Annotated in this window: 25 protein-coding genes and 3 tRNA genes; 21 read left to right on the top strand and 7 right to left on the bottom strand. The window is 68.6% G+C overall.

Annotated features, from left to right (window positions below):
* Nucleotides 1-19: 19 nt before the first annotated feature.
* Nucleotides 20-1,261 (bottom strand): helix-turn-helix domain-containing protein, encoded by a 1,242-nt coding sequence (locus GYB83_RS03800; protein ID WP_161894639.1) that lies wholly within the window; start codon nucleotides 1,259-1,261, stop codon nucleotides 20-22.
* Between the two features lie 125 nt (nucleotides 1,262-1,386).
* On the opposite strand from GYB83_RS03800, the gene GYB83_RS03795 reads away from it, so the two are divergent.
* The 7 genes from GYB83_RS03795 (at nucleotide 1,387) to GYB83_RS03765 (ending at nucleotide 8,273) form a co-directional block, all read left to right on the top strand.
* Nucleotides 1,387-2,295 carry an ABC transporter ATP-binding protein gene (locus tag GYB83_RS03795; protein WP_161894226.1) on the top strand — a complete coding sequence of 303 codons (909 nt, stop codon included), beginning with the start codon at nucleotides 1,387-1,389 and terminating at the stop codon, nucleotides 2,293-2,295.
* 10 nt (nucleotides 2,296-2,305) lie between these two features.
* A complete protein-coding gene (locus GYB83_RS03790) occupies nucleotides 2,306-3,073 on the top strand; it encodes an ABC transporter permease (protein ID WP_186349704.1) in 768 nt (255 codons plus the stop codon).
* An 8-nt stretch (nucleotides 3,074-3,081) separates the two neighbouring features.
* On the top strand, nucleotides 3,082-4,191 hold the full coding sequence (locus GYB83_RS03785) for a histidine kinase (protein ID WP_161894224.1): 1,110 nt from the start codon (nucleotides 3,082-3,084) through the stop codon (nucleotides 4,189-4,191).
* 4 nt (nucleotides 4,192-4,195) lie between these two features.
* Complete coding sequence (locus tag GYB83_RS03780; protein ID WP_161894223.1) at nucleotides 4,196-4,807, top strand: response regulator transcription factor; 612 nt, start codon at nucleotides 4,196-4,198, stop codon at nucleotides 4,805-4,807.
* 58 nt (nucleotides 4,808-4,865) lie between these two features.
* Entirely contained in the window at nucleotides 4,866-6,068 is a 1,203-nt protein-coding gene (locus GYB83_RS03775) for a hypothetical protein (protein WP_161894222.1), read from the top strand.
* A gap of 131 nt (nucleotides 6,069-6,199) precedes the next feature.
* Nucleotides 6,200-7,189 carry an alpha/beta hydrolase gene (locus tag GYB83_RS03770; protein WP_161894221.1) on the top strand — a complete coding sequence of 330 codons (990 nt, stop codon included), beginning with the start codon at nucleotides 6,200-6,202 and terminating at the stop codon, nucleotides 7,187-7,189.
* A gap of 88 nt (nucleotides 7,190-7,277) precedes the next feature.
* Nucleotides 7,278-8,273: an alpha/beta hydrolase gene (locus GYB83_RS03765; RefSeq protein ID WP_161894220.1), complete on the top strand. Its 996-nt coding sequence runs from the start codon at nucleotides 7,278-7,280 to the stop codon at nucleotides 8,271-8,273.
* 89 nt (nucleotides 8,274-8,362) lie between these two features.
* Here GYB83_RS03765 and hisC read toward each other — a convergent pair whose 3' ends face one another.
* Nucleotides 8,363-9,424, bottom strand: coding sequence for a histidinol-phosphate transaminase (gene hisC / locus GYB83_RS03760; protein ID WP_161894219.1), 1,062 nt, complete (start codon nucleotides 9,422-9,424; stop codon nucleotides 8,363-8,365).
* Between the two features lie 112 nt (nucleotides 9,425-9,536).
* On the opposite strand from hisC, the gene GYB83_RS03755 reads away from it, so the two are divergent.
* The 4 genes from GYB83_RS03755 (at nucleotide 9,537) to GYB83_RS03740 (ending at nucleotide 11,122) form a co-directional block, all read left to right on the top strand.
* Nucleotides 9,537-9,626: transfer RNA gene (locus tag GYB83_RS03755), tRNA-Ser, on the top strand.
* Nucleotides 9,627-9,688: 62 nt separating this feature from the next.
* A tRNA-Arg gene (locus tag GYB83_RS03750) sits at nucleotides 9,689-9,761 on the top strand.
* A 57-nt stretch (nucleotides 9,762-9,818) separates the two neighbouring features.
* Nucleotides 9,819-10,514, top strand: a complete 696-nt coding sequence (locus GYB83_RS03745; RefSeq protein WP_161894218.1) for a hypothetical protein — start codon at nucleotides 9,819-9,821, stop codon at nucleotides 10,512-10,514.
* 17 nt (nucleotides 10,515-10,531) lie between these two features.
* Nucleotides 10,532-11,122, top strand: coding sequence for a putative glycolipid-binding domain-containing protein (locus GYB83_RS03740; protein WP_161894217.1), 591 nt, complete (start codon nucleotides 10,532-10,534; stop codon nucleotides 11,120-11,122).
* A gap of 159 nt (nucleotides 11,123-11,281) precedes the next feature.
* Here the strand turns inward: GYB83_RS03740 and GYB83_RS03735 are convergent, their stop codons facing one another.
* A complete protein-coding gene (locus GYB83_RS03735; protein WP_161894216.1) occupies nucleotides 11,282-12,232 on the bottom strand; it encodes a prephenate dehydrogenase in 951 nt (316 codons plus the stop codon).
* Between the two features lie 71 nt (nucleotides 12,233-12,303).
* Between GYB83_RS03735 and GYB83_RS03730 the strand changes: the two genes are divergently transcribed.
* The 5 genes from GYB83_RS03730 to GYB83_RS03710 all read left to right on the top strand — a co-directional run bounded on the left by GYB83_RS03730 (nucleotide 12,304) and on the right by GYB83_RS03710 (nucleotide 14,233).
* Nucleotides 12,304-12,825, top strand: coding sequence for a tRNA adenosine deaminase-associated protein (locus tag GYB83_RS03730; protein ID WP_161894215.1), 522 nt, complete (start codon nucleotides 12,304-12,306; stop codon nucleotides 12,823-12,825).
* Nucleotides 12,822-13,298 (top strand): nucleoside deaminase, encoded by a 477-nt coding sequence (locus GYB83_RS03725; protein ID WP_267130315.1) that lies wholly within the window; start codon nucleotides 12,822-12,824, stop codon nucleotides 13,296-13,298. Before GYB83_RS03730 ends, GYB83_RS03725 begins: the two co-directional genes overlap by 4 nt.
* A gap of 60 nt (nucleotides 13,299-13,358) precedes the next feature.
* Nucleotides 13,359-13,733, top strand: coding sequence for a mannosyltransferase (locus GYB83_RS03720; protein WP_161894214.1), 375 nt, complete (start codon nucleotides 13,359-13,361; stop codon nucleotides 13,731-13,733).
* Between the two features lie 71 nt (nucleotides 13,734-13,804).
* Nucleotides 13,805-13,892: transfer RNA gene (locus GYB83_RS03715), tRNA-Ser, on the top strand.
* Between the two features lie 59 nt (nucleotides 13,893-13,951).
* Nucleotides 13,952-14,233 (top strand): hypothetical protein, encoded by a 282-nt coding sequence (locus GYB83_RS03710; protein ID WP_161894213.1) that lies wholly within the window; start codon nucleotides 13,952-13,954, stop codon nucleotides 14,231-14,233.
* Between the two features lie 266 nt (nucleotides 14,234-14,499).
* On the opposite strand, the gene GYB83_RS03705 is transcribed toward GYB83_RS03710, so the two are convergent.
* The 3 genes from GYB83_RS03705 to GYB83_RS03695 all read right to left on the bottom strand — a co-directional run bounded on the left by GYB83_RS03705 (nucleotide 14,500) and on the right by GYB83_RS03695 (nucleotide 16,702).
* A complete protein-coding gene (locus GYB83_RS03705) occupies nucleotides 14,500-14,943 on the bottom strand; it encodes a hypothetical protein (protein ID WP_161894212.1) in 444 nt (147 codons plus the stop codon).
* Between the two features lie 31 nt (nucleotides 14,944-14,974).
* The gene (locus GYB83_RS03700; protein ID WP_161894211.1) at nucleotides 14,975-15,538 is read right to left on the bottom strand and encodes a dihydrofolate reductase family protein; all 564 of its coding nucleotides are present in this window, start codon (nucleotides 15,536-15,538) and stop codon (nucleotides 14,975-14,977) included.
* A 75-nt stretch (nucleotides 15,539-15,613) separates the two neighbouring features.
* On the bottom strand, nucleotides 15,614-16,702 hold the full coding sequence (locus tag GYB83_RS03695) for a D-alanine--D-alanine ligase family protein (protein WP_161894210.1): 1,089 nt from the start codon (nucleotides 16,700-16,702) through the stop codon (nucleotides 15,614-15,616).
* 39 nt (nucleotides 16,703-16,741) lie between these two features.
* Between GYB83_RS03695 and GYB83_RS03690 the strand changes: the two genes are divergently transcribed.
* Nucleotides 16,742-18,055 (top strand): UDP-N-acetylmuramoyl-tripeptide--D-alanyl-D-alanine ligase, encoded by a 1,314-nt coding sequence (locus tag GYB83_RS03690; RefSeq protein ID WP_161894209.1) that lies wholly within the window; start codon nucleotides 16,742-16,744, stop codon nucleotides 18,053-18,055.
* 315 nt (nucleotides 18,056-18,370) lie between these two features.
* Here the strand turns inward: GYB83_RS03690 and GYB83_RS03685 are convergent, their stop codons facing one another.
* Entirely contained in the window at nucleotides 18,371-18,817 is a 447-nt protein-coding gene (locus tag GYB83_RS03685; protein ID WP_228461155.1) for a hypothetical protein, read from the bottom strand.
* Between GYB83_RS03685 and tgt the strand changes: the two genes are divergently transcribed.
* Genes tgt through GYB83_RS03665 form a run of 4 tightly spaced genes read left to right on the top strand, consistent with a single transcriptional unit; the run spans nucleotide 18,816 to nucleotide 22,039 of the window.
* Entirely contained in the window at nucleotides 18,816-20,102 is a 1,287-nt protein-coding gene (tgt, locus tag GYB83_RS03680) for a tRNA guanosine(34) transglycosylase Tgt (protein ID WP_161894208.1), read from the top strand. The two genes, GYB83_RS03685 and tgt, sit on opposite strands and share 2 nt — an antisense overlap.
* The gene (locus GYB83_RS03675; protein WP_161894207.1) at nucleotides 20,095-21,180 is read left to right on the top strand and encodes an alanine racemase; all 1,086 of its coding nucleotides are present in this window, start codon (nucleotides 20,095-20,097) and stop codon (nucleotides 21,178-21,180) included. Before tgt ends, GYB83_RS03675 begins: the two co-directional genes overlap by 8 nt.
* A 9-nt stretch (nucleotides 21,181-21,189) precedes the next feature.
* Complete coding sequence (locus GYB83_RS03670) at nucleotides 21,190-21,618, top strand: helix-turn-helix transcriptional regulator (RefSeq protein WP_161894206.1); 429 nt, start codon at nucleotides 21,190-21,192, stop codon at nucleotides 21,616-21,618.
* A 10-nt stretch (nucleotides 21,619-21,628) separates the two neighbouring features.
* Nucleotides 21,629-22,039, top strand: a complete 411-nt coding sequence (locus GYB83_RS03665) for a VOC family protein (protein ID WP_161894205.1) — start codon at nucleotides 21,629-21,631, stop codon at nucleotides 22,037-22,039.
* Nucleotides 22,040-22,100: the final 61 nt, after the last annotated feature.

The following is a 22,100-nucleotide window of genomic DNA, read 5'->3' as shown; positions in this document are numbered from 1 at the left end:
GCCTTTCCGGCAGGAACGCTCAGACGCCGAAGCGGCGGTTGAGCAGCCGGACGCGTCCGGCGGCGATGGCCGCGTCGGGGTGGCCGGACGGAAGATGATCACGGAGGGTGGTCCACGCGAAGACGTCGTCGTGCCCGTGCGGGGACGACGCCCAGGCGTGCAGGGCCAGGACGTCGCCGGACGCGAAGACGGCCGAGCGGAGGTCCTCGCGGAACTCGTCGAACAGGTCGGCGACACCCGGCGCGATGGAGTCCGCGAGCAGCCCGCCGCGTCCGAGGATCGTGACGGCACGGGTGAGACGTCCGGCCAGGATCGCCTCCCGCAGGTCGGACACGTCGGACGAGAGGTCGCCGACGAGGCGGTACGGCCGCGATGAGACGACGTCGCCGATGTCGCGGCGCAGGCGAGAGATCTCCGCGCGCACGGTGACCGACCCCAGTTCGTCGTCCGACAGCAGGCTCGCCAGCCGGTCCGTGCTGAGCCCGTCCGGGTTCAGGTGCAACAGCAGCAGGATCTCGGCGTGGCGTCGGGACAGGACCTTCGACTGCCGTCCGGGTGAACGCCATTCGGGGTCGGAGCCGAGCACTGTGAGCCGTGAGGTGAGCGGCCGGTCGACGGACAGGTCGACGGCGGTCGAGCGCAGTTCGCGTTCCACCGCCGCGACCACCGATCGGACCGCGGCCAGCGCGAACGGAGCCGCGGCCGCCTGGCCGCCGGTCACGTCGATCGCGCCGATCACCTCGCCGGTCGCCGGATCGTGGACCGGCGCGGCGGTGCAGTTCCACTTCTGGACGGGACCCGCGTAGTGCTCGGGTCCGATGATCTGGACGCCGCGGTCCAGGCTCAGCGCGAGGCCGGGCGCGTTGGTGCCGACCGAGTCCTCGCTCCACACGGTGCCCTCGACGAAGTTGATGGCTGCTGCGGCGTTTCGGGTCGACCGGTCGCCGTCCACCCACATGAGCCGCCCGTCGCGATCGGTGACGGCCACGACGACGCCCGCGTCGACGATGTCGTCCAAGAGCAGGGACCGGATCAGCGGTCGCACCGATGTCAGCCGATGTTCGGCGCGGTAGACCGAGAACTCGGAGTCGGACATCCCGTCCGGGGACGCCTCGGGGGCGGCGTCGACTCCCTTGTGCATCGAGCGCGCCCACGACTCGCGGACGAGGGCCCGTACCGCGCCGTCGGGCGGCGTCACACCGGACAGGAACTGTTCGTAGGCGCGACGGACCCTGGTTGTGGTCCTCGTCGTGTCCGACATCGTGTCCTCCGGTGTGCTCTCTGTCACTGCTCATTGTGCCAAACCCCCACCCGTGACAGCTGTCATGGGAAGGACGTGACATCTGCGCTGGGTTCCGGCGACGCGAAAGCGGAATCGTTAGTCGCATGAACACCACACTCGCCATCTCGGCCACGCAGTTGACCAAGAGCTTCGCCGGCCCCAAGGGCGCCGTCGTGGAAGCCGTGAAGGGCGTCGAGCTCGCCGTGCGGCCGGGGGAGGTCGTCGCCTTCCTCGGACCCAACGGCGCGGGCAAGACGACCACCCTCGACATGATCCTCGGACTGTCGTCCCCGGACTCGGGAGAGGTCCGCGTCTACGGGCGGGAGCCGCGGCAGGCCGCGCGCGACGGCCGGATCGCCGCGATCACGCAGACGGGCGGCCTCATGGACGACTTCACCGTCGCCGAGACCGTCGCGATCGTCGCATCCCTGCACGGTCGGACCAAGGACGTCGACGCCGTCATGGCGCGCGCCGATATCGCGGACATCGCCGGGCGCAAGGTGTCGCGCTGCTCGGGCGGCGAACAACAGCGTCTCAAGTTCGCGCTCGCGCTCCTGCCCGATCCGGACCTGATCGTGCTCGACGAGCCGACCGCGGGCATGGACGTCGAGTCGCGCCGCGCGTTCTGGGCTGCGATGCGCGCCGACGCCCTCCACGGTCGGACCGTCCTGTTCGCGACGCACTACCTGGAGGAGGCGGACGCGTTCGCCGACCGCATCGTCATGATCGCGGGCGGCAGGGTGGTCGCCGACGGCTCGACGGCCGAGATCCGGACCAGGGCGAGCGGGCGCGTCGTCTCCGCGGAACTCGAGGAGGCGGCCGTCCCCGGACTGCTGCGCGTGTTCCCCGGACTGCAGATCGTCGAACGCCGCGGCGGCCGGATCTACCTGTCGCTCGCCGACTCCGACGCCCTCGCCCGGCACCTGTTGACCAGCACCAGGGCCCGCGATGTGGAGATCGCCGCCCACAACCTCGAAGACGCCTTCATCTCCCTCACCGCAGCAGGAAAGTAGAGACCCGATCATGACCGCATTGACCGGCGCCGGAATCGCGCCCACATACCTCAAGTACGACGTCCGCCGCGTGCTCCGCAACCGTCGCGCGATGATCTTCACCATCGCCATGCCCGCCCTGCTGTACCTCGTGTTCGGTGCGACGCAGAAGCACACCGAGACGGTCGGGAGCGGCAACGTCGCGTTCTACGTCCTCATCGGCATGGCCGTGTACGGCGCGATCCTCGCCGCGTCGTCGAACGCGGCGTCGGTCGCCATCGAACAGCAGGCCGGGTGGACCCGGACGCTGATGATGACACCGCTGAAGCCGTCCGGCTACGTCGCGACCAAGATCGCGCTCGCGTTGACGATGAGCGCCCTCCCCGTCGTCGTGCTGACGGTGGTCGGAGCGGCGAGCGGCGCGCACGCGCCGATCGGGGTGTGGATCGGCTGCCTGCTGATCGGCTGGCTCGGTTCGTCGGTGTTCGCGGCACTCGGTCTGGCGCTCGGCAGCGTGCTCAAGGCGGACGGCGCCATGCAGGCTCTCGGCGGCGTCCTCGCGCTCCTCGCGTTCGCGGGCAACGTGTTCGTCCCGCTGTCGGGGACGATGCTGCGGATCGCCGAGTTCACGCCGATGTTCGGCGTCGTCTCCCTGGCCCGGTACCCGCTCGACAACGGGGTCACCGTCGACGGCACGCAGATCAGCGTGTGGGTGATGGTGATCAACACCGTGTTCTGGGCCGGGACCTTCGCCACCGCCGCGGCCTTCTTCTACTCTCGCAGTAGCAACCGCCAGTAAGGACTCGCATGAGCATCGGCGACACGTCGTCCGCCCGAACACCCCGCCAATGGCGTTGGGTGTTCGGTGCGGTCTGGCTGATCTTCCTGGTGTACCCGCTCACCGCGGTCGCGACGGTCGACCGCCCGATGGCCCTGCGCGTCGTCGGGGTGGCGGTGATCGTCGCGTTCGCCGTCGTCTACATCGCCGCGTGCGTCGTCTTCATGAACGGCAGGCCGGGGCAACGGCAGGTTCCGAACCGGGTGCGACTCGGCTTCTCTGTCGTCCTCGGAGCGCTGACACTCGCGCTGTTCCCGATCATCCACGAACAGGCGTTCGGTCTCGCGGGCTTCCTGATGGCGATCATCTCGTTCATCGCACCGCGTCGGCTGCAGATCGTCGTGATCGTGTCGTTGGTGGCGGCCGCCTGGCTGGTGCCGCGGCTGTTCGGGTGGACGATCGACTTCGGCGTCGTCGCGATCATGGCCGCGATCGGCACGACGATGATCGCGATCCGCGCGATCAGCGAACGCGAGTCCGAACGGGAGTCGGCGGAGGAACGTCAGCGCGAACTGAACGCCGAACTCGCGGTGGTCGCCGAACGGGAGAGGGTGGCACGCGACGTCCACGACATCCTCGGGCATTCGCTGACCGTGATCTCGGTGAAGACCGAACTCGCCGGACGCCTCGTCGACCTCGATCCCGAACGCGCCAAAGCCGAGATCGACGAGGTGAACGCCCTGGCGAGGGAAGCGCTCGCCGAGGTGCGGTCGACCGTCGGGCGACTGCGGACACCCGAACTGCCGACGGTCATCGCGTCGGCGGGGAGTGCGCTCGCCGCCGCGGGCATCGCGGCCGAGCTGCCGGACGCGGATGTGCAGACTCCGAACTCGACGTTGTTCGCGTGGGTGCTGCGGGAGGCGGTCACCAACGTCGTCCGACACTCGGGGGCGTCGACGTGCCGCGTCGTCGTCGTGCCGGACGCCATCACGATCGCCGACGACGGCGACGGTTCGCCACTGCTCGCGTACGGGAACGGGCTGCGCGGGCTGTCCGAACGCGTGGCCGGTGCGGGCGGCACTCTGACCGTCGACTCCGACGTCACCGGAACCACGATCAGCGCCCGCGTGGTGGGATGAACCGGTGACCGAGATCCGACTGCTGCTCGCCGACGACCAGGCCCTCGTCCGCGGAGCGCTGGCCGCACTGCTCGACCTGGAACCCGATCTGACGGTAGTCGCGCAGGTGGGCAGAGGGGACGAGGTGGTGGACGCGGCCAGGGCGTCGCGGGCGCAGGTGTGCCTGCTCGACATCGAGATGCCGGGCATGGACGGCATCGACGCCGCCGCGCGGGTCAGCGCGGAACTGCCGGGGGTGCGGTCGCTTATCGTCACGACGTTCGGCAGGCCCGGATACCTGCGACGCGCGATCGACGCGGGCGCGTCCGGGTTCGTCGTCAAGGACACTCCGTCCGCACAGTTGGCGGACGCCGTCCGACGGGTCAACGCCGGGCTCCGCGTGATCGACCCGACGCTCGCCACGGAATCGTTGACCAGCGGTGAGAATCCGCTGACGCCCCGCGAATCGGAGGTGCTGAGCGCCGCGCTGTCGGGCGCCACTGTCGCCGCGATCGCCGCGCGGGTCCACCTGTCGCAGGGGACCGTCCGCAATCACTTGTCGTCGGCCATCGGGAAGACCGGGACGTCCACCCGTGCCGAGGCGGCCCACATCGCACGTGAGCGGGGCTGGATCTGAGGGCTGGTGTCGCCGTTCACACGCGCGTCGTGTCGGCGGTCGCCGGTAGCATGGGCACATGTCAGAGAAGAGCCGTTCAACCACCGTCGCCGATCTGCGGCAGTGGACGAATGACGCCCGTGTGCCGGGTCAGCCGCCGGAGCTGTCCGACCTCGCCTGCCTGCTCATCGCCTCCGCATACCTGACGCCGACCGCGCGGGCGACCGTCGTCCGACGCGCGTCAGCGGGACTTCCGCTGCCCGCCGCAGCCAACGGATTCAGCGAACTGCGCCGCGTGCAGCGGAGCATCCTGCACGCCGAGGGATACCTGGGGACCACGGTCCTCCCCGGCCTCGTCGTGCCGATCGTCCGCTCCCGCCTGTCCGGCCTCAACCGTCGCAGGGAAGACGCTCATCGCGCCGTCGTCAACGCGAAGGGCGTGTTCCCGAGCGGGACGCGCGCCATCCGCCGCGAACGTCGGGAGAACACCTTCCTCGAGGTCGACGAGCGCGAGCAGTTGTTCTCCGGACTGTTGTGCACGCCCGTCCCGAACCGCCCGGTCGGGGCCCGCAAGGCCGGATCGGACATGTTCGACAAGGTCGTCGGGGCCGTCGGTCAGGTCGGTGGCCGCGGGCCGCGCCGCCAGATGGAGGAGATGGCCGCCAAGGTGTTCGGGCCCGACGCCGTCGCGACCGGGACACTCGCGCGCGGTGCGGCGTTCGCGGACGGCTACGAGACCCTCCTGTTCGTCGCGGGCCACTTCTACGACCGCATCCGCACCAACCCGGCATGGCTGTCGGACCATTTCGAGATGCAGCGCGTTCAGGTGAACCTGCACGCGGAGATCGCCGAGATCGCGTCGGACGTGGTCGCGCTCCGGGCCCTGCGCGTCGACCTGGACCAGGCCAAGCGCAACGGAGGGTTCGACGCGGGGTTCGCCGAGCACATCGCGGCGCGCGAGAACGCGCTGCGGCCGGTGTGGTCCGAACTGATCGACCGCGTCCACGCGTTCAGTGAGATCGCCGTGACCGTCGAGTCGGCCGCGGTCGAGCTCCGGCTGCTCAACGAGTTCGACAGGGCGTCGACGATCGACGCCCGGATCGATCACCTGCTGGCGCGGTCGGGCGACCGCGAGATCGGCGCCGACCACACCCGACGACTGTCCCAGCAGGTCCGCAGCGGCGAGGAGCAGCTGCGCGTGTACCGCGACGTGCTGCAGGGCAACATCTCCCAACTCGGGCCCGGTCTCATCCGGGAGCTTCCGGAGCGCTACGAACCCTGACACCGATATGTCCTCTGCATAGATGACTGCATGCCAACGCGGAGCGCTTCCGTGCCGATCTCGTCGACTTGTGACGGAACTGTCCATTTCTGTGAAGTGTGACCTGCGACTCGCCTTTACCCTCTGCAGGCATGTTCTCCTCGCGGCTGGTCCGCCTCGCATCGGTGGCCGCAGCGGCCGCAGTGTCCCTCGTCGCAGTTCCCGCCCAGGTCGGCGTCTCGTCGGCCGACGTCCCCGGTTCGGCGATCGTCGCCGAGAAGCAGGTGAACGATCGCCGCTACGACCTGACGATCAGCTCGCCGTCGATGGGCGGCGACGTCAAGGTGACGGTCCTGTCCCCGTCGGGCGACGCGCCCCGTCCCAGCCTGTACATGCTCGACGGCGCGGGCGCGGGCGTGGACGTCAGCGACTGGATCACCAAGGGCGGAGCCGAAGAGTTCTTCGCCGACAAGAATGTGAACGCAGTGCTCCCGGCGGGCGGTGCGGCGTCGTTCTACACGAACTGGCTGCACAAGGATAAGAAGATCGGACGCCCGCAGTGGGAGACATTCCTCACCGAGGAACTGCCGCCGCTGATCGACGCGCGGTTCCACGGCACCGGAGGCAACGGTGTGATGGGCCTGTCGATGGGCGGTCAGTCCGCGTTCACGCTCATCACCCGGCACCCGGATCTGTACCGCGCCGTCGCATCACTGAGCGGTTGCCCGACGATCACCGGCTCGGCCAATGAGGCGTACGTGACCACGACCGTCAAGCTCAACGGCGGCGACGCGTCGAACATGTGGGGCCAGGCGGGCGGAGCCTACTGGCGGTCGCACGATCCGCAGTTCCGCCTCGACGCGCTGCGCGGCAAGACGATCTACCTGGAGTCCGGGTCGGGTCGGCGCGGTGAGCCGGACCGTGTGGTCGACTACGACCCGAAGGTCCCGCGCGATCTGGTGCTCGCGATCGGGTCCGGTGTGGAGATCGGGGCCGACCGGTGCACGCGCGAGTTCGCCACGAGTCTGCGGCAGAAGCAGATCGGCTTCACCCTCGATCTGCGGTCGGTCGGCACCCACCGGTGGGAGTACTGGAAGCAGGGGCTCCCGCGCATGTGGAAGGCCATCGAATCGGGGCTGTGATCCACAGACGACGGGCGTCGGAACCTTCTTCCCGTCGTTACTCACACGCAACCCATTCCCTCAGGTAGGTCCGGTACTCTCGGCGTCCATGTGGTCCACACGGTTTACGAAAATCGCCTCTGTTGTCACTGCGGCAACAGCTGTCGCAGTTTTGGCACCTGCGGCGGTCGCTGACGCAGCGCCGGACCGACACCGCACGGCGAAGATCGTCGCCGCCAAGAACGTCGCTCTGAACCGGGTGGACCTGACCGTCGACTCGCCGTCCATGGGCCGCAAGATGAAGGTGACCGTCCTGACGCCGGGCGGCGACGCACCGCGCCCCGCGCTCTACATGCTCGACGGCGCCGACGCAGGCAAGGACGTCAGCGACTGGATCACCAAGGGCGGCGCGCAGCAGTACTTCGCGGGCCGCAACGTGAACGTGGTGCTCCCGGCGGGCGGCGAAGCGTCGTTCTACACGAACTGGAAGTACTCGGACGCCAAGCTCGGCAAGCCGCAGTGGGAGACCTTCCTGACCAAGGAACTCCCTCCGCTGATCGACTCGAAGTTCCACGGTTCGGGCCGCAACGCCGTCATGGGGCTGTCGATGGGCGGGCAGTCGGCGTTCGCGTTGGCCGTCCGGCACCCCGAGTTGTATCGAGGCGTCGCGTCGTTGAGCGGCTGCCCGCCGGTCACCGGCGCGGCGAATGAGGCCTACGTGCGGTCGACCTTGGCGAAGAGCGGCGTCGACGCGGTCAAGATGTGGGGCAAGCCCGGAGGCGACTACTGGCGGGCGCACGACCCGTCCCTGCGCCTCGACGCGCTGCGCGGCAAGCAGGTCTACATCTCGGCAGGCTCCGGCGCGATCGGACCGATGGACCTGACCGCGACCTACGACCCGTCGGACGGCCCGAAGGACGCTCAGATGGCCGCGGGCTCCGCCCTCGAGGTCGGCGCCTACCGCTGCTCGCTGGAGTTCGCGGCCCAGATGCAGTCGGCCGGCGTCGCGTTCACGCAGGGCTTCCGCCTGATCGGCACGCACAGCTGGAACTACTGGAAGCAGGATCTCCCCAACGCCTGGGCGACCCTCGCTCCCGGCCTGTAGACGCCGCGCGACGCAAAACCACCGTCCATACGAGTCGATGACGTTCTCACGAGTGTCATCGACCCGTATGGACGGTGGTTCTGCGTTGCCTATCGTCCGACGTACGCCGAGGCGAAGGCGAGGAACGCGTCGTCCTCGGCGCGATCGGTGACGGTGACGCGGACGCCGTCACCCGCGAAGGGACGGACGATCACGCCGGCTTCGGTGCTCGCGGCGGCGAGGGCCGTCGCGTCGTCGCGGACGTCGAGCCACACGAAGTTGGCCTGCGAGTCGGGGACCCGGAATCCGAGGTCGCGCAGGGCGGTCGTCACGCGTGTGCGTTCGGCGACGACGGCGTTGGTGCGGGCGAGCAGTTCCGGCTGTGCGCGCAGCGACGCGACGGCCGCGACCTGCGACAGGGTCCCCACGCTGAACGGCACGTGGATCTTGCCGAGGGCCGTGATGACGCTCGGGTCGGCCACCGCGTAGCCGATGCGCAGCCCGGCCAGGCCGTAGGCCTTCGAGAACGTGCGCAGGACGACGAGGTTCGCGAACTCGCGCCGCAGTTCCAGGGCGTCGTACACGTACGGGCCCGCCAGGCGCATGTACTCGAAGTAGGCCTCGTCGAGGGCGACCACCACATCGCTCGGCACGGCCTCCAAGAACGCCCGCAGGGCGGCGGCCTCGACGACGGTGCCGGTGGGGTTGTTCGGGTTGCACACGAAGATCAGGCGGGTGCGCGGCGTGATCGCGGCGGCCATGGCCTCGAGGTCGTGGACGCCGTCACCCGTCAGCGGAACCTGCACCGGCGTGGCGCCCGCCACGCGAGTCGCCAGGGGATACGTCTCGAACGAGCGCCAGCCGAACAGCACCTCGTCGCCGGGGCCGGATGTCGCGGTGATCAGGTTCTGGCAGAGGATCACCGACCCGCAGCCCACCTGGACCTCGGCGGGAGTGACGCCGAGCGACTTCGCGAGCTCGTCGGTCAGCTCCACCATCCCGTTGTCGGGGTAGCGGTTGAGGCTGGACGCCGCGTCGGCGATCGCAGCCTGGACGCTCGGCAGCGGTGGATGCGTGATCTCGTTGCTGGCGAGCTTGATCGCGCCGGGGAACGTCTTGCCGGGGAGGTAGACGGGCAGGGAATCCAGGTCTGGTCTCATGCGTGGTGCCACCCGTCGAATGTATGCCGTCGCGGGTCCGTGCGCCTCGTCGACCTGCCGATTTGCCACAGCTGGACGGGCGTGTGTAGTGTTCAGCCTCGGAAGTTCGGACACGGACTCCGCTGGAGGCGTGCCAGAGCGGCCGAATGGGACTCACTGCTAATGAGTTGTTCCGCGTAAAACGGAACCGGAGGTTCAAATCCTCTCGCCTCCGCCGACCGAGGTCACGCCCTCGGTAAAATTGAAGAAGACGATCGAGTACGCTCGATCAGGCACGCGCCCGTAGCTCAACGGATAGAGCATCTGACTACGGATCAGAAGGTTAGGGGTTCGAATCCCTTCGGGCGCACAAGTTCACGACACCCTCTCCGACATCGGAGAGGGTGTCGTGCTTTGTACGGAAGCCGTGAGTAGGGTGAGCGACGTGGAGGCGGGACAGTGGAACGGGCGGCCCGGGTACCGGCCGCCGATGGCGGCGGGGCAGCAGTACCCGCCGCTCGGGTACGCCTCCGACGGCGCGGCGCAGTTCGGGTACCGGCCCGCGGCCGGGGCGGAGTTCCCGCAGGAGCAGCAGGCCGCGCCGGTCGCCGCTCCGCCACCGCCACCGCCGTCGAACTCGCCGCAGCGGACCGCGATGGGCGTCATCGCCGTCGTCGTGCTGGTACTGGCCGTGGTCGGCGGCCTGAAGCTGATGTCCGGCGATGACACGAACGACGACCTCCCGACCCGCGCCGATCCGCCCGCCAGTCAGAACATCGACGACCCGTACCTCCCGAAATCGATAACGCCGACCGAGACGGTGCCCGGTGAGTCGACGCGCTCCGCGCCGAGCAGCGGCCTGCAGGCGCAGCTCGTCGTCGAAGGCTCTCCCGGGACGATGATCCTGTACACGGACAACGGGCGCGCCCGCATCGAACGGATGACGTCCGACCGCTGGGAGAAGACGGTCGGAGCGTCGACCGGCGTGATCAGCGTCAACGTGGTCCCCACCGATCACTCGGGGGCGTCGTGCACGATCTCCGTCGACGGGAGGACCGTCGCGCACGACGAGGCTGCCGAAGGCGACACGTCTGGCGTTGCCATCTGCCGAGTGACCGGCTGAAAGCTAACGTAGTAGGCGTGACTTCCTCCGACGCGGCGGCCGGGACCGGCTCCAAGACGATGTTCACCTGGCGCAGCCCCGACGGGGGACGACTCGAACAGGTGCGACTGAAAACCAGCGGCGGCCGACTCCGCGCCAACGGACGGATCATCGCGGCCGCGACAGACGACGTCGAGGCGTACTCGGTGTCGTACGAACTCGTCACCAACGACATCGGCGTCACACGCCGATTCTCGGTGCGGGTCCGACGCGGTGACGGCGACGGCCAACTCGAAGTGAGCCGCGACCTCGACGGCAAGTGGATGGTCCAGACCCCGGACACCATCGTCCACAGCGAGTTCGGCGGGGCCGAGACGCTCGACGTGCTCGACTCGCCGTTCTTCACGACGCTCGCCGTCAACCGGTTCAAGCTCCTCGGCGGCGGCACCGCGGCGGATGTTCCCGTCGTGCGGCTCACCTTCCCCACGTCGACGATCGAGCCGGTGACCGCCGACTACACGGTCGACGGCGACCGCCTCACCGTCGTGACGGGCGGCGTCACACACGAGCTGACCCTCGACGACGACGGTCTTGTCGTCGAATACCCCGGCTACGCCACCCGAATCTAGTGTCGCGTTCCGAAAATTCCTTAATGGTTGGCGGCGCCCCGCTGCACGCCTGGCTGCGTTGTCGTCGGTCGTGATACCTGCGGGTATCCCTCCCTCCTCCGCCTTGCCAGCCGCACAGCGGAGCACCACCAACCGTCTAGGAATTTCCGAAACACGACACTAGATCCAGACGCGGGCCTGGTGCGCCTGCCTGCGGAGTTCGGCCTGCCAGCCGTCGTCGCCGATCCGCACGTCGGTGATCGGCTGCGGGTCGGTCCCGGCGATCTCCTGATACCGCAGTCGTGCACGGTGGCCCGCCTCGACGAGGGGCGCCACGTCGCCGTGGTCGCGGAGGCGGTCGCGCGCTTGCACGAGCCTGTCGATCGTCTCGCTGAGGGTGCCGAGCAGGGCGACGGAGTTCGACTCGAGCATCGCGCGTTGCAGGTCGGGTGCGGTGCCGGCGACGCGGGTGCCGTCGCGGAAGCTCCCCGCGGCCAGACGCAACGACAGCGCGCTCTCCCCGGCGCCGACGGCGGCCGTCACCGCCGCGGTCAGGTGCGGGTTGTGCGAGATCGCCGCGGCGGCGCGGTCGTGCGCGTCGTTCGCCGCGGGGACCACGAACGCCCCGGCCTCCCGGGCGATCGCCGACACGGCCCGCCAGTCGTCGGCGTCCGTGTCGTCGTGCGTCGTCACCATCCACATGGCGTTCTCGAAGAGCGAGGGATCGGTGGCGTCCCACCCCGAGTACGCGGTTCCGGCCATCGGATGCCCGCCGACGTAGCGGGCTCCCGGATGGCGCTGTGCGACGATCCGGGCCACTTCTTCCTTGACGCTCACCACGTCGGTCATCAGGGCGTCGGGGGCGTGCCGGGCGACGGCGTCGACGATCGGGCCGAGAGCGGTGACGGGGGTCGCGAGCACGATCACCGCATCGGCTTCGGCGGCGCGGAGCAGGGTGGCGGCCAGGTCCGTCGACGCGTCGTACCCGTCGGCCGTAGCGGCGTCGACAGTCACCGGCGACCGGTTGTAGCCGAACACGTCGCCGCGGGTGGACGCGAGCCTGCGGAGCAGGGAACCGCCGATCAGTCCGAGGCCGAGAATGCAGACGGGACGCGACGTTGCGGTAGACACGCCCTCAAGCGTGGCATACGCAGCACCGATCAGACTTGGGAGCGTGCCGAAAAACGGCTACCGTGGCGAGCATGGCGAAGCCCGTCGCGGAAAGCGATTACACCGATGTCGACGGCTTCGCGGTGGCCGTCGTCCTCAGTGAGTCCGGATGGAAGGTCACGGCGCTCAAGCCGTCGGCCCTGGACAGTCTCGACGACGCCGAACTGCAACTCCGCGAGCTCCGCGCCGCCGGCGCCGTGTTCGGACTCCTCGACGTGGACGACGAGTTCTTCATCATCGTCCGGCCGTCGCCGTCCGGCGCTCGACTGCTGATCTCGGACGCCACGGCCTCCGTCGACTACGACATCGCCGTCGACGTCCTCGACGCGCTGAACGTCGACGTGCCCGACCTGGATCCCGACGAGATCGACGACGTCGACCCGTGGGAGGAGGGCGACCTCGCCATCCTCGCGGACCTCGGCCTGCCCGACGCCGTGATGAGCGTGATCGTCGGCGACACCGACCTGTACGCCGACGAGCAACTCGGCATGATCGCCGCTCGCCTCGGCTGCGCCGACCAACTCGCGGCAGTCCTCGACGACCTCGGCCACTGATCGTGGACCGCGGCGCAGTCCAGCGCGACGCGGAGACGCTGATGCGCGCGGCGTTGGCTGTGGCCGCCGCCACGGGGCCCGACGACGTCCCTATCGGGGCGGTGGTCGTCGGACCGGACGGACAGGTCCTCGCCTCGGCGGCCAATCGTCGTGAGGCCGACGGCGACCCGACCGCGCACGCCGAAGTCCTCGCCCTGCGAGAGGCCGCGCGGAGCCACGGTGACGGTTGGCGACTGGAGGGATGCACCCTGATCGTCACCGTCGAGCCCTGCACGATGTGCGCGGGCGCGATCGGTCTGGCCCGCGTCTCCCGCGTCGTGTTCGGGGCGTGGGAGCCGAAGACCGGAGCCGTCGGTTCGTTGTGGGACGTGCTGCGCGACCCGCGGCTCGTCCACCGACCCGAAGTGCTCGGGGGAGTGCTCGAGCGCGAGTGCGCCGCTCTCGTCACCGATTTCTTCGCGGCGCGACGCTGAAACTGCGGCACACTGGACGGTGCGGGCGACCGGGCCCGGGAGCACACCGAAAGGAACGTCATGTCTGCACCGAAGGACAAGGTGAACGAGGTCGTCGAGTCGGTCCTCGGCAAGATCGCCGATCTCGCCGAGAACGAGCAGGTCAAGGCCGCTGTCGAGACCGCCCGCACCAAGATCGACGAGATCGCGGCCAATGAGCACGTGCAGAACGCGGTGAACACCGCGATGGGCAAGGTCAGTGAGATCGCGGCCAACGAGCATGTGCAGAACGCGGTCAACACGGCGGTCGAGAAGGTGAACGAAGTGGCGGCCAACGAGCAGGTTCAGGGCGCCGTCAACACCGCGGTCACCAAGGTCGGAGAGTTGGCGGACAAGCTGACAGGCGGTGGGTCCGGCGGGCCGGGCAGCGCGGCGGGAACTCCGACCGACTCGTAGGGAAACGGCACGGAAATAGGTTCTGACCTGCTGATTTCGTGCTCCGGGAGGTCTGCCGTATAGTTCTTCCCGGTGGCGTGTCCGAGCGGCCGAAGGTGCGACACTCGAAATGTCGTGTGTAGTAACCCTGCACCGGGGGTTCAAATCCCTCCGCCACCGCTCGAGGCCCCCGATCTGCAATGCAGGTCGGGGGCCTTTTCCAATTCCAGTGAGGACGCATGGCCGATCGATACGAACGACTGCAGCTCGCACCCGATCTCCACGTCACACGGCACGACGACTTCCTCACCGTGGCGTCGACGCGGTGGACGCCGGGAACCTTCCTCTACGACCTCGACTACCTCGTCGTCACCACGAAACCGTCGTCGACCGGGGTCAAGGTGATCCTCGCGGCACGCGGAGCCCACGTCGACTTCCAGGTCCTCCGCTTCGAGCTCGACGCTCCGACGTGGACGGCGTTCGACGCCTTCGTCGCCCGAGCCCGCCAATCCGTTGCATAAGTATTCGCATCCCAATGGTGGTTGAGCCGGGTCGGAGCGATAGCGAAGGGCCGTGTCGAAACCGGGTGACATTTGCTGGTACTGCAGTCCGACTACTGTCGAATCGTCACCACGACACAGGCATGAACAGCGACTTCATCAAGACGCTGCCGCCGACTTCCAACTGACCTCACCAGGTTTCGACACGGCCCTTCGCTATCGCTCCGGTCCGGTTCAACCAGCATGCTGATGCAGTCATTTATGCAACGGACTAACGGTTCAGGACACTAGGGGGTGGATCCCTTGGGGCAGTAGAGCTCGACATCGCCCACGGCTCCGTGCTCGGCGAGTGCGCTCTTCACCGCGGCTAGGTCGCGGTCGAAGTCTGTAGCTGCCCACCATGACCCGTTGGTGAGGACTTCGAACGATGGGTTGATGTAGCCGCCCTCACACGCCAAGGCGCGGGCATTGGTTTCGCGTTCCCACCCGGTGTCGGAGATCGTCACTTCGAAGCCATTGAGGGTACAGACGAACTCGCCGTCGCGTCGACCTGGTTTGCACGTCGCGCCTGCCGCCTTGATTGCGGAGAGGGCCGAGACATCGGCGACCGTTGTGGTTGCCGCCGATTCTGGAGTCAGCGATGCCGTTTCGTTGGAGTTGTCGGATGAGCACGCCGCAGCGGAGGCGATGGTGAGCCCGGCGACGGCAGCGGTGACCAGAATGCTCTTCATGCCGGGATCATATCGGGCCGAGTAACTACACCTACCGCACGACGTCGTAGATCAGCTTCTGCAGGCCGTTGGGGTAGACCGCGCTGTCGACGAGCGACAGTTTGATCATGTCGTGCGAGGAGCCGCTGAAGAGGCGTTGGCCCTCGCCGAGGAGGACGGGGAACGTCAGGACGTGGTAGCGGTCGACGAGTCCGGCGTCGGCGAGAGCATGACCGAGTGCGAGGCTGCCGTGGACGATGATCGGACCGCCGTCGGTCTCCTTGAGCGCGGCGACCTCGTCGAGGGTGCGCAGGACGGTCGCGGGCCAGCGGTCGTCGCCGGTCTCGAGGGTCGACGACACGACGTAGCGCGGCATCGCGTTGTAACCCGCGAACTCGTCCATCGTCGGCCAGACGGGCGCGAACATCTCGTAGCTGCGACGACCGAGCAGCATCGCGGTCGACTCCTCCTGCTCGGAGCCCTTCATCTCGAACGACGCGGGGTCGAACTCGGCTCCGGTCACGGTCCAGCCGCCGTTCCGGTATGTCCCGTCGTCGCCGGGGGCCTGGGCGACGCCGTCGGCCGAGACGAATGCGGAGACGATCAGTGTGCGCATGGGAGTCCTTCCGAAAAGTTTGGTGACGTTTCCCGGAGCTGGCCCGGACGACGTCACCAAAGTTATGCCGTGGTGTCAGTGTTCGGTCGAGAACGAGCTGCGGCGTCGGTGGACGTCGAGTGCGAGGGTGACGAGGCGGTCGATGAGGTCGGGGTACGCGATCCCGGAGGCCTCCCACATCTTCGGGTACATCGACGCCGGGGTGAAGCCGGGGATCGTGTTGATCTCGTTGAGCAGCCAGCCGCGGCCGTCCTCCTCGTAGAAGAAGTCGACCCGGGCCATCCCGGCGCAGCGCAGGGCGACGAACGCGTCCGCCGCCAGCTCGCGGACCTGCGCGATCGCCTCGTCCGAGAGGAGAGCCGGGATCATCAACTCGGCGTTGCCGGTGACGTACTTGTCCTCGTAGTCGTAGAAGTCGCTGCCCGGCTTGATCTCGCCGGGGAGCGTGGTGTCGGGGGCGGCGTTGCCGAGCACACCGACCTCGATCTCACGTCCGACGACGGCCTCCTCGATGACCACGACGTCGTCGTAGTGCAGCGCGACGTTGATCGCCTCGTCGAGTTCTTCACGGGTGGTCGCGCGTGTGACGCCGACCGACGACCCCATGTTGGCGGGCTTGACGAAGACGGGAAGCCCGAGTCGGTCGACGGCCTCGGACACCACGGTCCGGGCGTCGTCGACGCCGTCGCGGAACGTGAGCCAGTCGCACTGGGGGATCCCCGCGCGGGCCGCGACCTCCTTCGCCATCGCCTTGTCCATGCACAGCGCCGACGACAGGACCCCGCAACCCACATACGGGACCTTGAACAGTTCGAGCATGCCCTGGACGGTGCCGTCCTCGCCGTGCGGGCCGTGGAGCAGCGGGAGGACCACGGTCAGCTGCCCCGGCCCTTCGACTCGCTGCGCGTCGCGGATCACCGACAGCGGGTCCACCTCGGGGCCCTCGACGGGCAGGCTGTTCGGGAGTTCCTCACCTGCGGCGAGGGCGGCGGCTGCGGCGTCGTTGCGATGCCACGTGCCGTTCTTGTCGATGCCGACGGGGACGAGGACGTACTTCTCGGTGTCGGCCGCGGCCAGGACGTGGGCGGCGGTCACACGGGAGACGTCGTGCTCGGCGGACACTCCGCCGTAGAGGACGACCAACCGCAGCAGGGGGGTGCTCATGGGTGCCAGGATACGTGTTCGCCTGTAGCGTTTGGACCCGTGCACCTTCTCGCCAGCCAGATCGCAGCAGCCACCGGTGGAACGCTCCACGGACCCGACGTCGAGGCCGTTTCGGCGAGCATCGACTCACGCACGATCGCGCCGGGCCAACTGTTCGTGCCGATCGTCGCCGCGCGGGACGGCCACGACTTCATCCCGGTCGCCGTCGCCGCGGGGGCGAGCGTCTACCTGACGGACAGGGCGCCCGATCCCGCGGTGACGGCGACGGCCGTGCGGGTCGCCGACACCGCGATCGCACTGGCCGACATCGGCCGCGCCGTCCGGGCGTCCCTGCCGCCGCGGGTCGTCGGCGTCACCGGCTCGGTCGGCAAGACCTCGACGAAAGACCTGCTCGCGGGTGCGCTCGCGACCACATACCGCACCGCGGCCAGCGAGAAGTCGTTCAACAACGAACTCGGACTGCCGCTCACCCTGCTCGGCGCTCCCGACGACACCGAAGCCGTCGTGCTGGAGATGGGGGCCCGCGGCGTCGGACACATCGCGCTGCTGTGCGACATCGCCTCGCCGACCGTCGGCGTGATCACCCGCGTCGAGGCCGTGCACCTGGAGATGTTCGGCACCCTCGACGACATCGCGACGGCCAAGGGCGAACTCGTCGAGTCCCTGCCCGCCGACGGCGTCGCCGTCCTCAACGCCGACCATCCCGTGGTCCGCGGCATGCGCGACCGCACGCGGGCCCGCGTCCTCACGTACGGCGTGGCCGACGACGCCGACGTCCGGGCCACCGACATCGTCCTCGACGCACAGCTGCGGGCGTCGTTCACACTGCACAGCCCGTGGGGTTCGACACCCGTCGCGCTGCAGGCGCGCGGCGAGCATCAGGTCCCGAACGCCCTCGCCGCCGCCGCGGCCGCATGCGGACTCGGCGTGCCGATCGAGGCCCTGCCCGGCGGACTGAACGACGCCGCGCTGTCGGGCCTGCGGATGGAGATGAGCACGACAGCCGGGGGCGTCACCGTCATCAACGACGCCTACAACGCCAACCCGACGTCGATGATCGCGGGACTGTCGTCACTGGCCCGCATCGACGCCCGACGCCGCTTCGCGGTCCTGGGGACGATGGCCGAACTGGGCGAGGACGGGCCTGCCGCGCATCGCGACGTCGCGCGGGCGGCCGCCGACCTGGGCGTCACCGTCATCGCCGTCGACGAACCCGCCTACGGTGACGTGATCCACGTGTCCGACGTGGCAGGCGCCGTCGACGCCCTCGGCGACCTCGCGCCGGGCGACGCCGTCCTGGTCAAGGGCAGCCGAGTCGCCCAGCTCGAACGAGTGGCCGAAGCACTCGCCTGAGATCAGGGCACCAGCTAGTGCGCCGAACCGTTAATCCGTTGCATAAGTATTCATAACACGATGGTGGTTGAGCCGGGCCGGAGCGATAGCGGAGACCCGCGTCGAAACCCGGTGACATTCGCTGAAACTGCAGTCCGAATGCTCTGAATTGTCGCCACGAAACAGGCGTGACCATCGAAATTAGTGAGAGTTGTCACCAATTTAGGGCCGACCTCACCAGGTTTCGACACGGCCCTCCGCTATCGCTCCGGCCCGGCTCAACCAGCATGCTGATGCAATCATTTATGCAACGGACTAGCGGTTCAGGAAACTCGATCAGGGCACTAGCGCGAAGGCCAGGTCGTCCTTGGTGCAACGGGCGAGTTCGCCTGCGACATTCGACGGACCGCAGTCCCACTCCTTGATCTTCTGCGCCTTGCCGGTGGCGATCAGCGGGCTGTAGTCCTTGGCGATGGCCTTCGCGGTCGCGCACGTCACGTCGCCGCCGACGAGGTGGATCTGGAGCGCTCCGTCGGGTCCGGCGGTCGCGCCGCACGACTTCACGCCGTCCGGGGTGCTCGACTTCGGGGTCTGCGTCGTCTCCGACGTCGGTTTGCGGCCGGGGACCACGGGAACGCTGCGGTCCGACGGCGGTGTCACCTCGGCGACGGTGCTCGACGCGGCACTCGGGGCCTCGGTCTCGTCGCCGCACGCGGCGACCGTTCCGGCGAGGGCGAGACCGAGCACAGCGGTGGCGGCGAGCTTGTACGTGCGAGTCATCATGGTCCCCACGGTAGCGAACCTGGAACAATGGGTCCTCGTGACCAGCAGTGAGTTCATCCGGCGTGCCACCCTCGACGGGACGGCCGGTCGTACCGGCACCATCGTCACCCCGCACGGGGAGATCGCGACACCGGCGTTCGTCCCGGTCGGCACCAAGGCGACGGTCAAGACCGTGGTCCCCGAACAGGTGGCGGCACTCGGCGCGCAGGCGGTGCTCGCCAACGCGTATCACCTGTATCTGCAGCCGGGGTCGGACATCGTCGACGAGGCGGGCGGTCTCGGGAAGTTCATGAACTGGTCGGGGCCGACCTACACCGACAGCGGCGGATTCCAGGTGATGTCGCTCGGCGTCGGGTTCAAGAAGGTCATCTCGATGGACGCGACCGGACCGCAGGACGACACGCTCATCGCCGAGGGCAAGGAACGTCTCGCGAACGTCGACGACGACGGCGTCACGTTCAAATCGCACATCGACGGCACCAGCCACCGGTTCACGCCGGAGGTGTCGATGGGCATCCAGCATCAGCTGGGCGCCGACATCATCTTCGCGTTCGACGAGCTGACGACCCTGATGAACACGCGCGGTTACCAGGAGCAGTCGTTGGAGCGGACCCGGCAGTGGGCCATCCGCTGCCTGGCCGAGCACAACCGCCTCTCGACGCAGCGTTCGCACCGCCCGCAGCAGGCGCTGTGGGGCGTCGTGCAGGGTGCGCAGTACGAGGACTTGCGCCGCAAGGCCACGCGCGACCTCGTCGAACTGAGCCGCATCGACCGCGAGAACGGCGGCAAGGGCTTCGGCGGCTACGGCATCGGCGGAGCCCTCGAGAAGGACAACCTCGGCACCATCGTCGGGTGGGTCACCGACGAGATGCCCGACGACGCGCCGCGTCACCTGTTGGGCATCAGCGAGCCCGACGACATCTTCACGGCGATCGAGAACGGAGCCGACACCTTCGACTGCGTCTCCCCGACGCGCGTGGCGCGCAACGGCGCGATCTACTCGTTCGACGGCCGTTACAACATCACGAACGCCAAGTACAAGCGCGACTTCAGCCCGCTCGACGCCGAACTCGACAACTATTCGACGCAGTACACCCGGGCGTATCTGCATCATCTGTTCAAAGCGAAGGAAGGGCTCGCGTCGACCCTCGCGACCCTGCACAACCTGTCGTTCACGATCACTCTCGTCGACAGGGCGCGCAAGGCCATCGAGGACGGGAACTACATCGAGTACCGGGACGAGTTCCTGGGCCGCTACTACGCGGGGAGCGCACGCAATGGGTGACATGGTCGGTACGCCGACGGTGATCGTCGACGTCGACGTCGTCGATCGCAACATCGCCGCGATGGCCGCGGCGATGACCGCCAAGGGCGTCGCGCTCCGCCCGCACGCGAAGACCCACAAGATCGTCGAGATCGCCCGCAAGCAGATCGGCGCGGGCGCCACCGGTCTGACCGTCGCGACGATCGGTGAGGCCGAGGTGTTCGCGGACGCCGGGATCGACGACGTGTTCATCGCCTACCCGCTGTGGCTCACCCGATCGTCGGCGCACCGACTCGCCGCGCTGGCCGCGCGGATCGACGTCTCGTTCGGCATCGACTCGGTCGAGGCGGCCGTCGCCGCGGGACGACTGCTCGGCGACGCGGCGTCGAACGTCGAGGTGGTGATCGAACTCGACAGCGGCCATCACCGCACCGGTGTGCGGCCGGACGAGGTGGTCGCGGTCGCGAACGCCGCGACCGACGCGGGACTGCGGGTGTCCGGCGTGTTCACGTTCCCCGGCCACAGCTACGGCCCCGACGCGCAGGCCGCGGCCGCGGCGCAGGAGGCCAAGACCCTCCGTCGTGCAGCCGATCTGCTGACGAAGGCGGGTTTCCGCGTGGACGTCCGCAGCGGCGGGTCCACACCGAGCGCCCTGCTCGTCGACTCCGACGTGGTCACCGAGTCGAGACCCGGCGTCTACGTGTTCGGCGACGCCCAGCAGTGGGAGCTCGGTCGGGTGAGCGCCGACGACATCGCGCTCACCGTCCTCGCGACCGTCGTCGGACGCTACGACCGGCCGGGGGACCGGCGGATCGTCCTCGACTCCGGAAGCAAGATCCTCGGCAGCGACCGCCCCGCGTGGGCGACGGGTTTCGCGCGTCTCATCGACTACCCGGACGCCAGGGTCACCGCGCTGTCCGAGCATCATGCAACTGTCGAGTTCGGCGAGAACGCGACGCTCCCCGCCCGCGGCTCCCGCATCCGGGTGGTGCCCAATCACGTGTGCCCCGTCCTGAACCTCGTCGACGACGTCGCCGTGGTGCGCGGCGGGCTCGTCGTCGACCGCTGGCGGGTGGCCGCCCGCGGGCGCAACGGGTGACGACCGGCGATGGCGGATGACCGGCGCGAGACCATCGTCGCGATGCGGAAGGTGCGCGACCGCATCGACCGCGAATTCGACAAACCGCTCGACGTCGAGGAACTCGCCCGCGGCGTGTACATGTCGGCGGGTCACCTGAGCCGCGAGTTCAAGCGCGTCTACGGTGAGTCGCCGTACTCGTATCTGATGACGCGGCGCGTGGAACGCGCGATGACCCTGCTGCGACGCGGCGACATGTCGGTGACTCAGGTGTGCTTCGCCGTCGGGTCGTCGTCGCTCGGCACGTTCAGCACCCGCTTCACCGAACTCGTCGGAGTGCCGCCGAGCGTGTACCGCCGCGAACGTGACGGCGACTGGGACGGGGTGCCCGCGTGCCTGGCGAAACAGGTCGCCAGACCGGTCAGGAATCGAGAAGCGCGCCCGCGCCCGGACGCCTAGCGTTGCCTGCATGACCACGAACGTGAAGATCCACTACGCATTCCTCCCGCACACCGACGCCGAGAAGTCCCTCGCCTTCTACCGCGACATGCTCGGCTTCGAGGTCCGCAAGGACGTCGGCTACAACGACCTCCGCTGGATCACCGTCGGTCCGGTCGGGCAGGACGTGTCGATCGTCCTGCACCCGCCTGCCGTCGATCCCGGCGTCACCGACGCCGAACGCGAGACGATCCTCGACCTCATGGCGAAGGGGTCGTACGGTGCGGTGACCCTCGCATCGGACGATCTCGACGCGCTCTTCGACACGCTCGTCGCCGCGGGAGCCGACGTCGTCCAGGAGCCGACCGACCAGAACTACGGCGTCCGGGACTGCGCCTTCCGTGACCCGTCCGGCAACCTCGTCCGCATCGACCAGCTCTGACCGCACCGACGGACCCGCCGCCCTCCGCGGCGAGTCCGTCGGCATTCGCGGAGATCAGCCG

It is taken from the genome of Gordonia spumicola (genome assembly GCF_009932475.1).
Classification (GTDB): domain Bacteria; phylum Actinomycetota; class Actinomycetes; order Mycobacteriales; family Mycobacteriaceae; genus Gordonia; species Gordonia spumicola.
The sequence above is the reverse complement of the archived record's forward strand: the minus strand, read 5'-3'. Positions and strand labels throughout refer to the sequence as shown.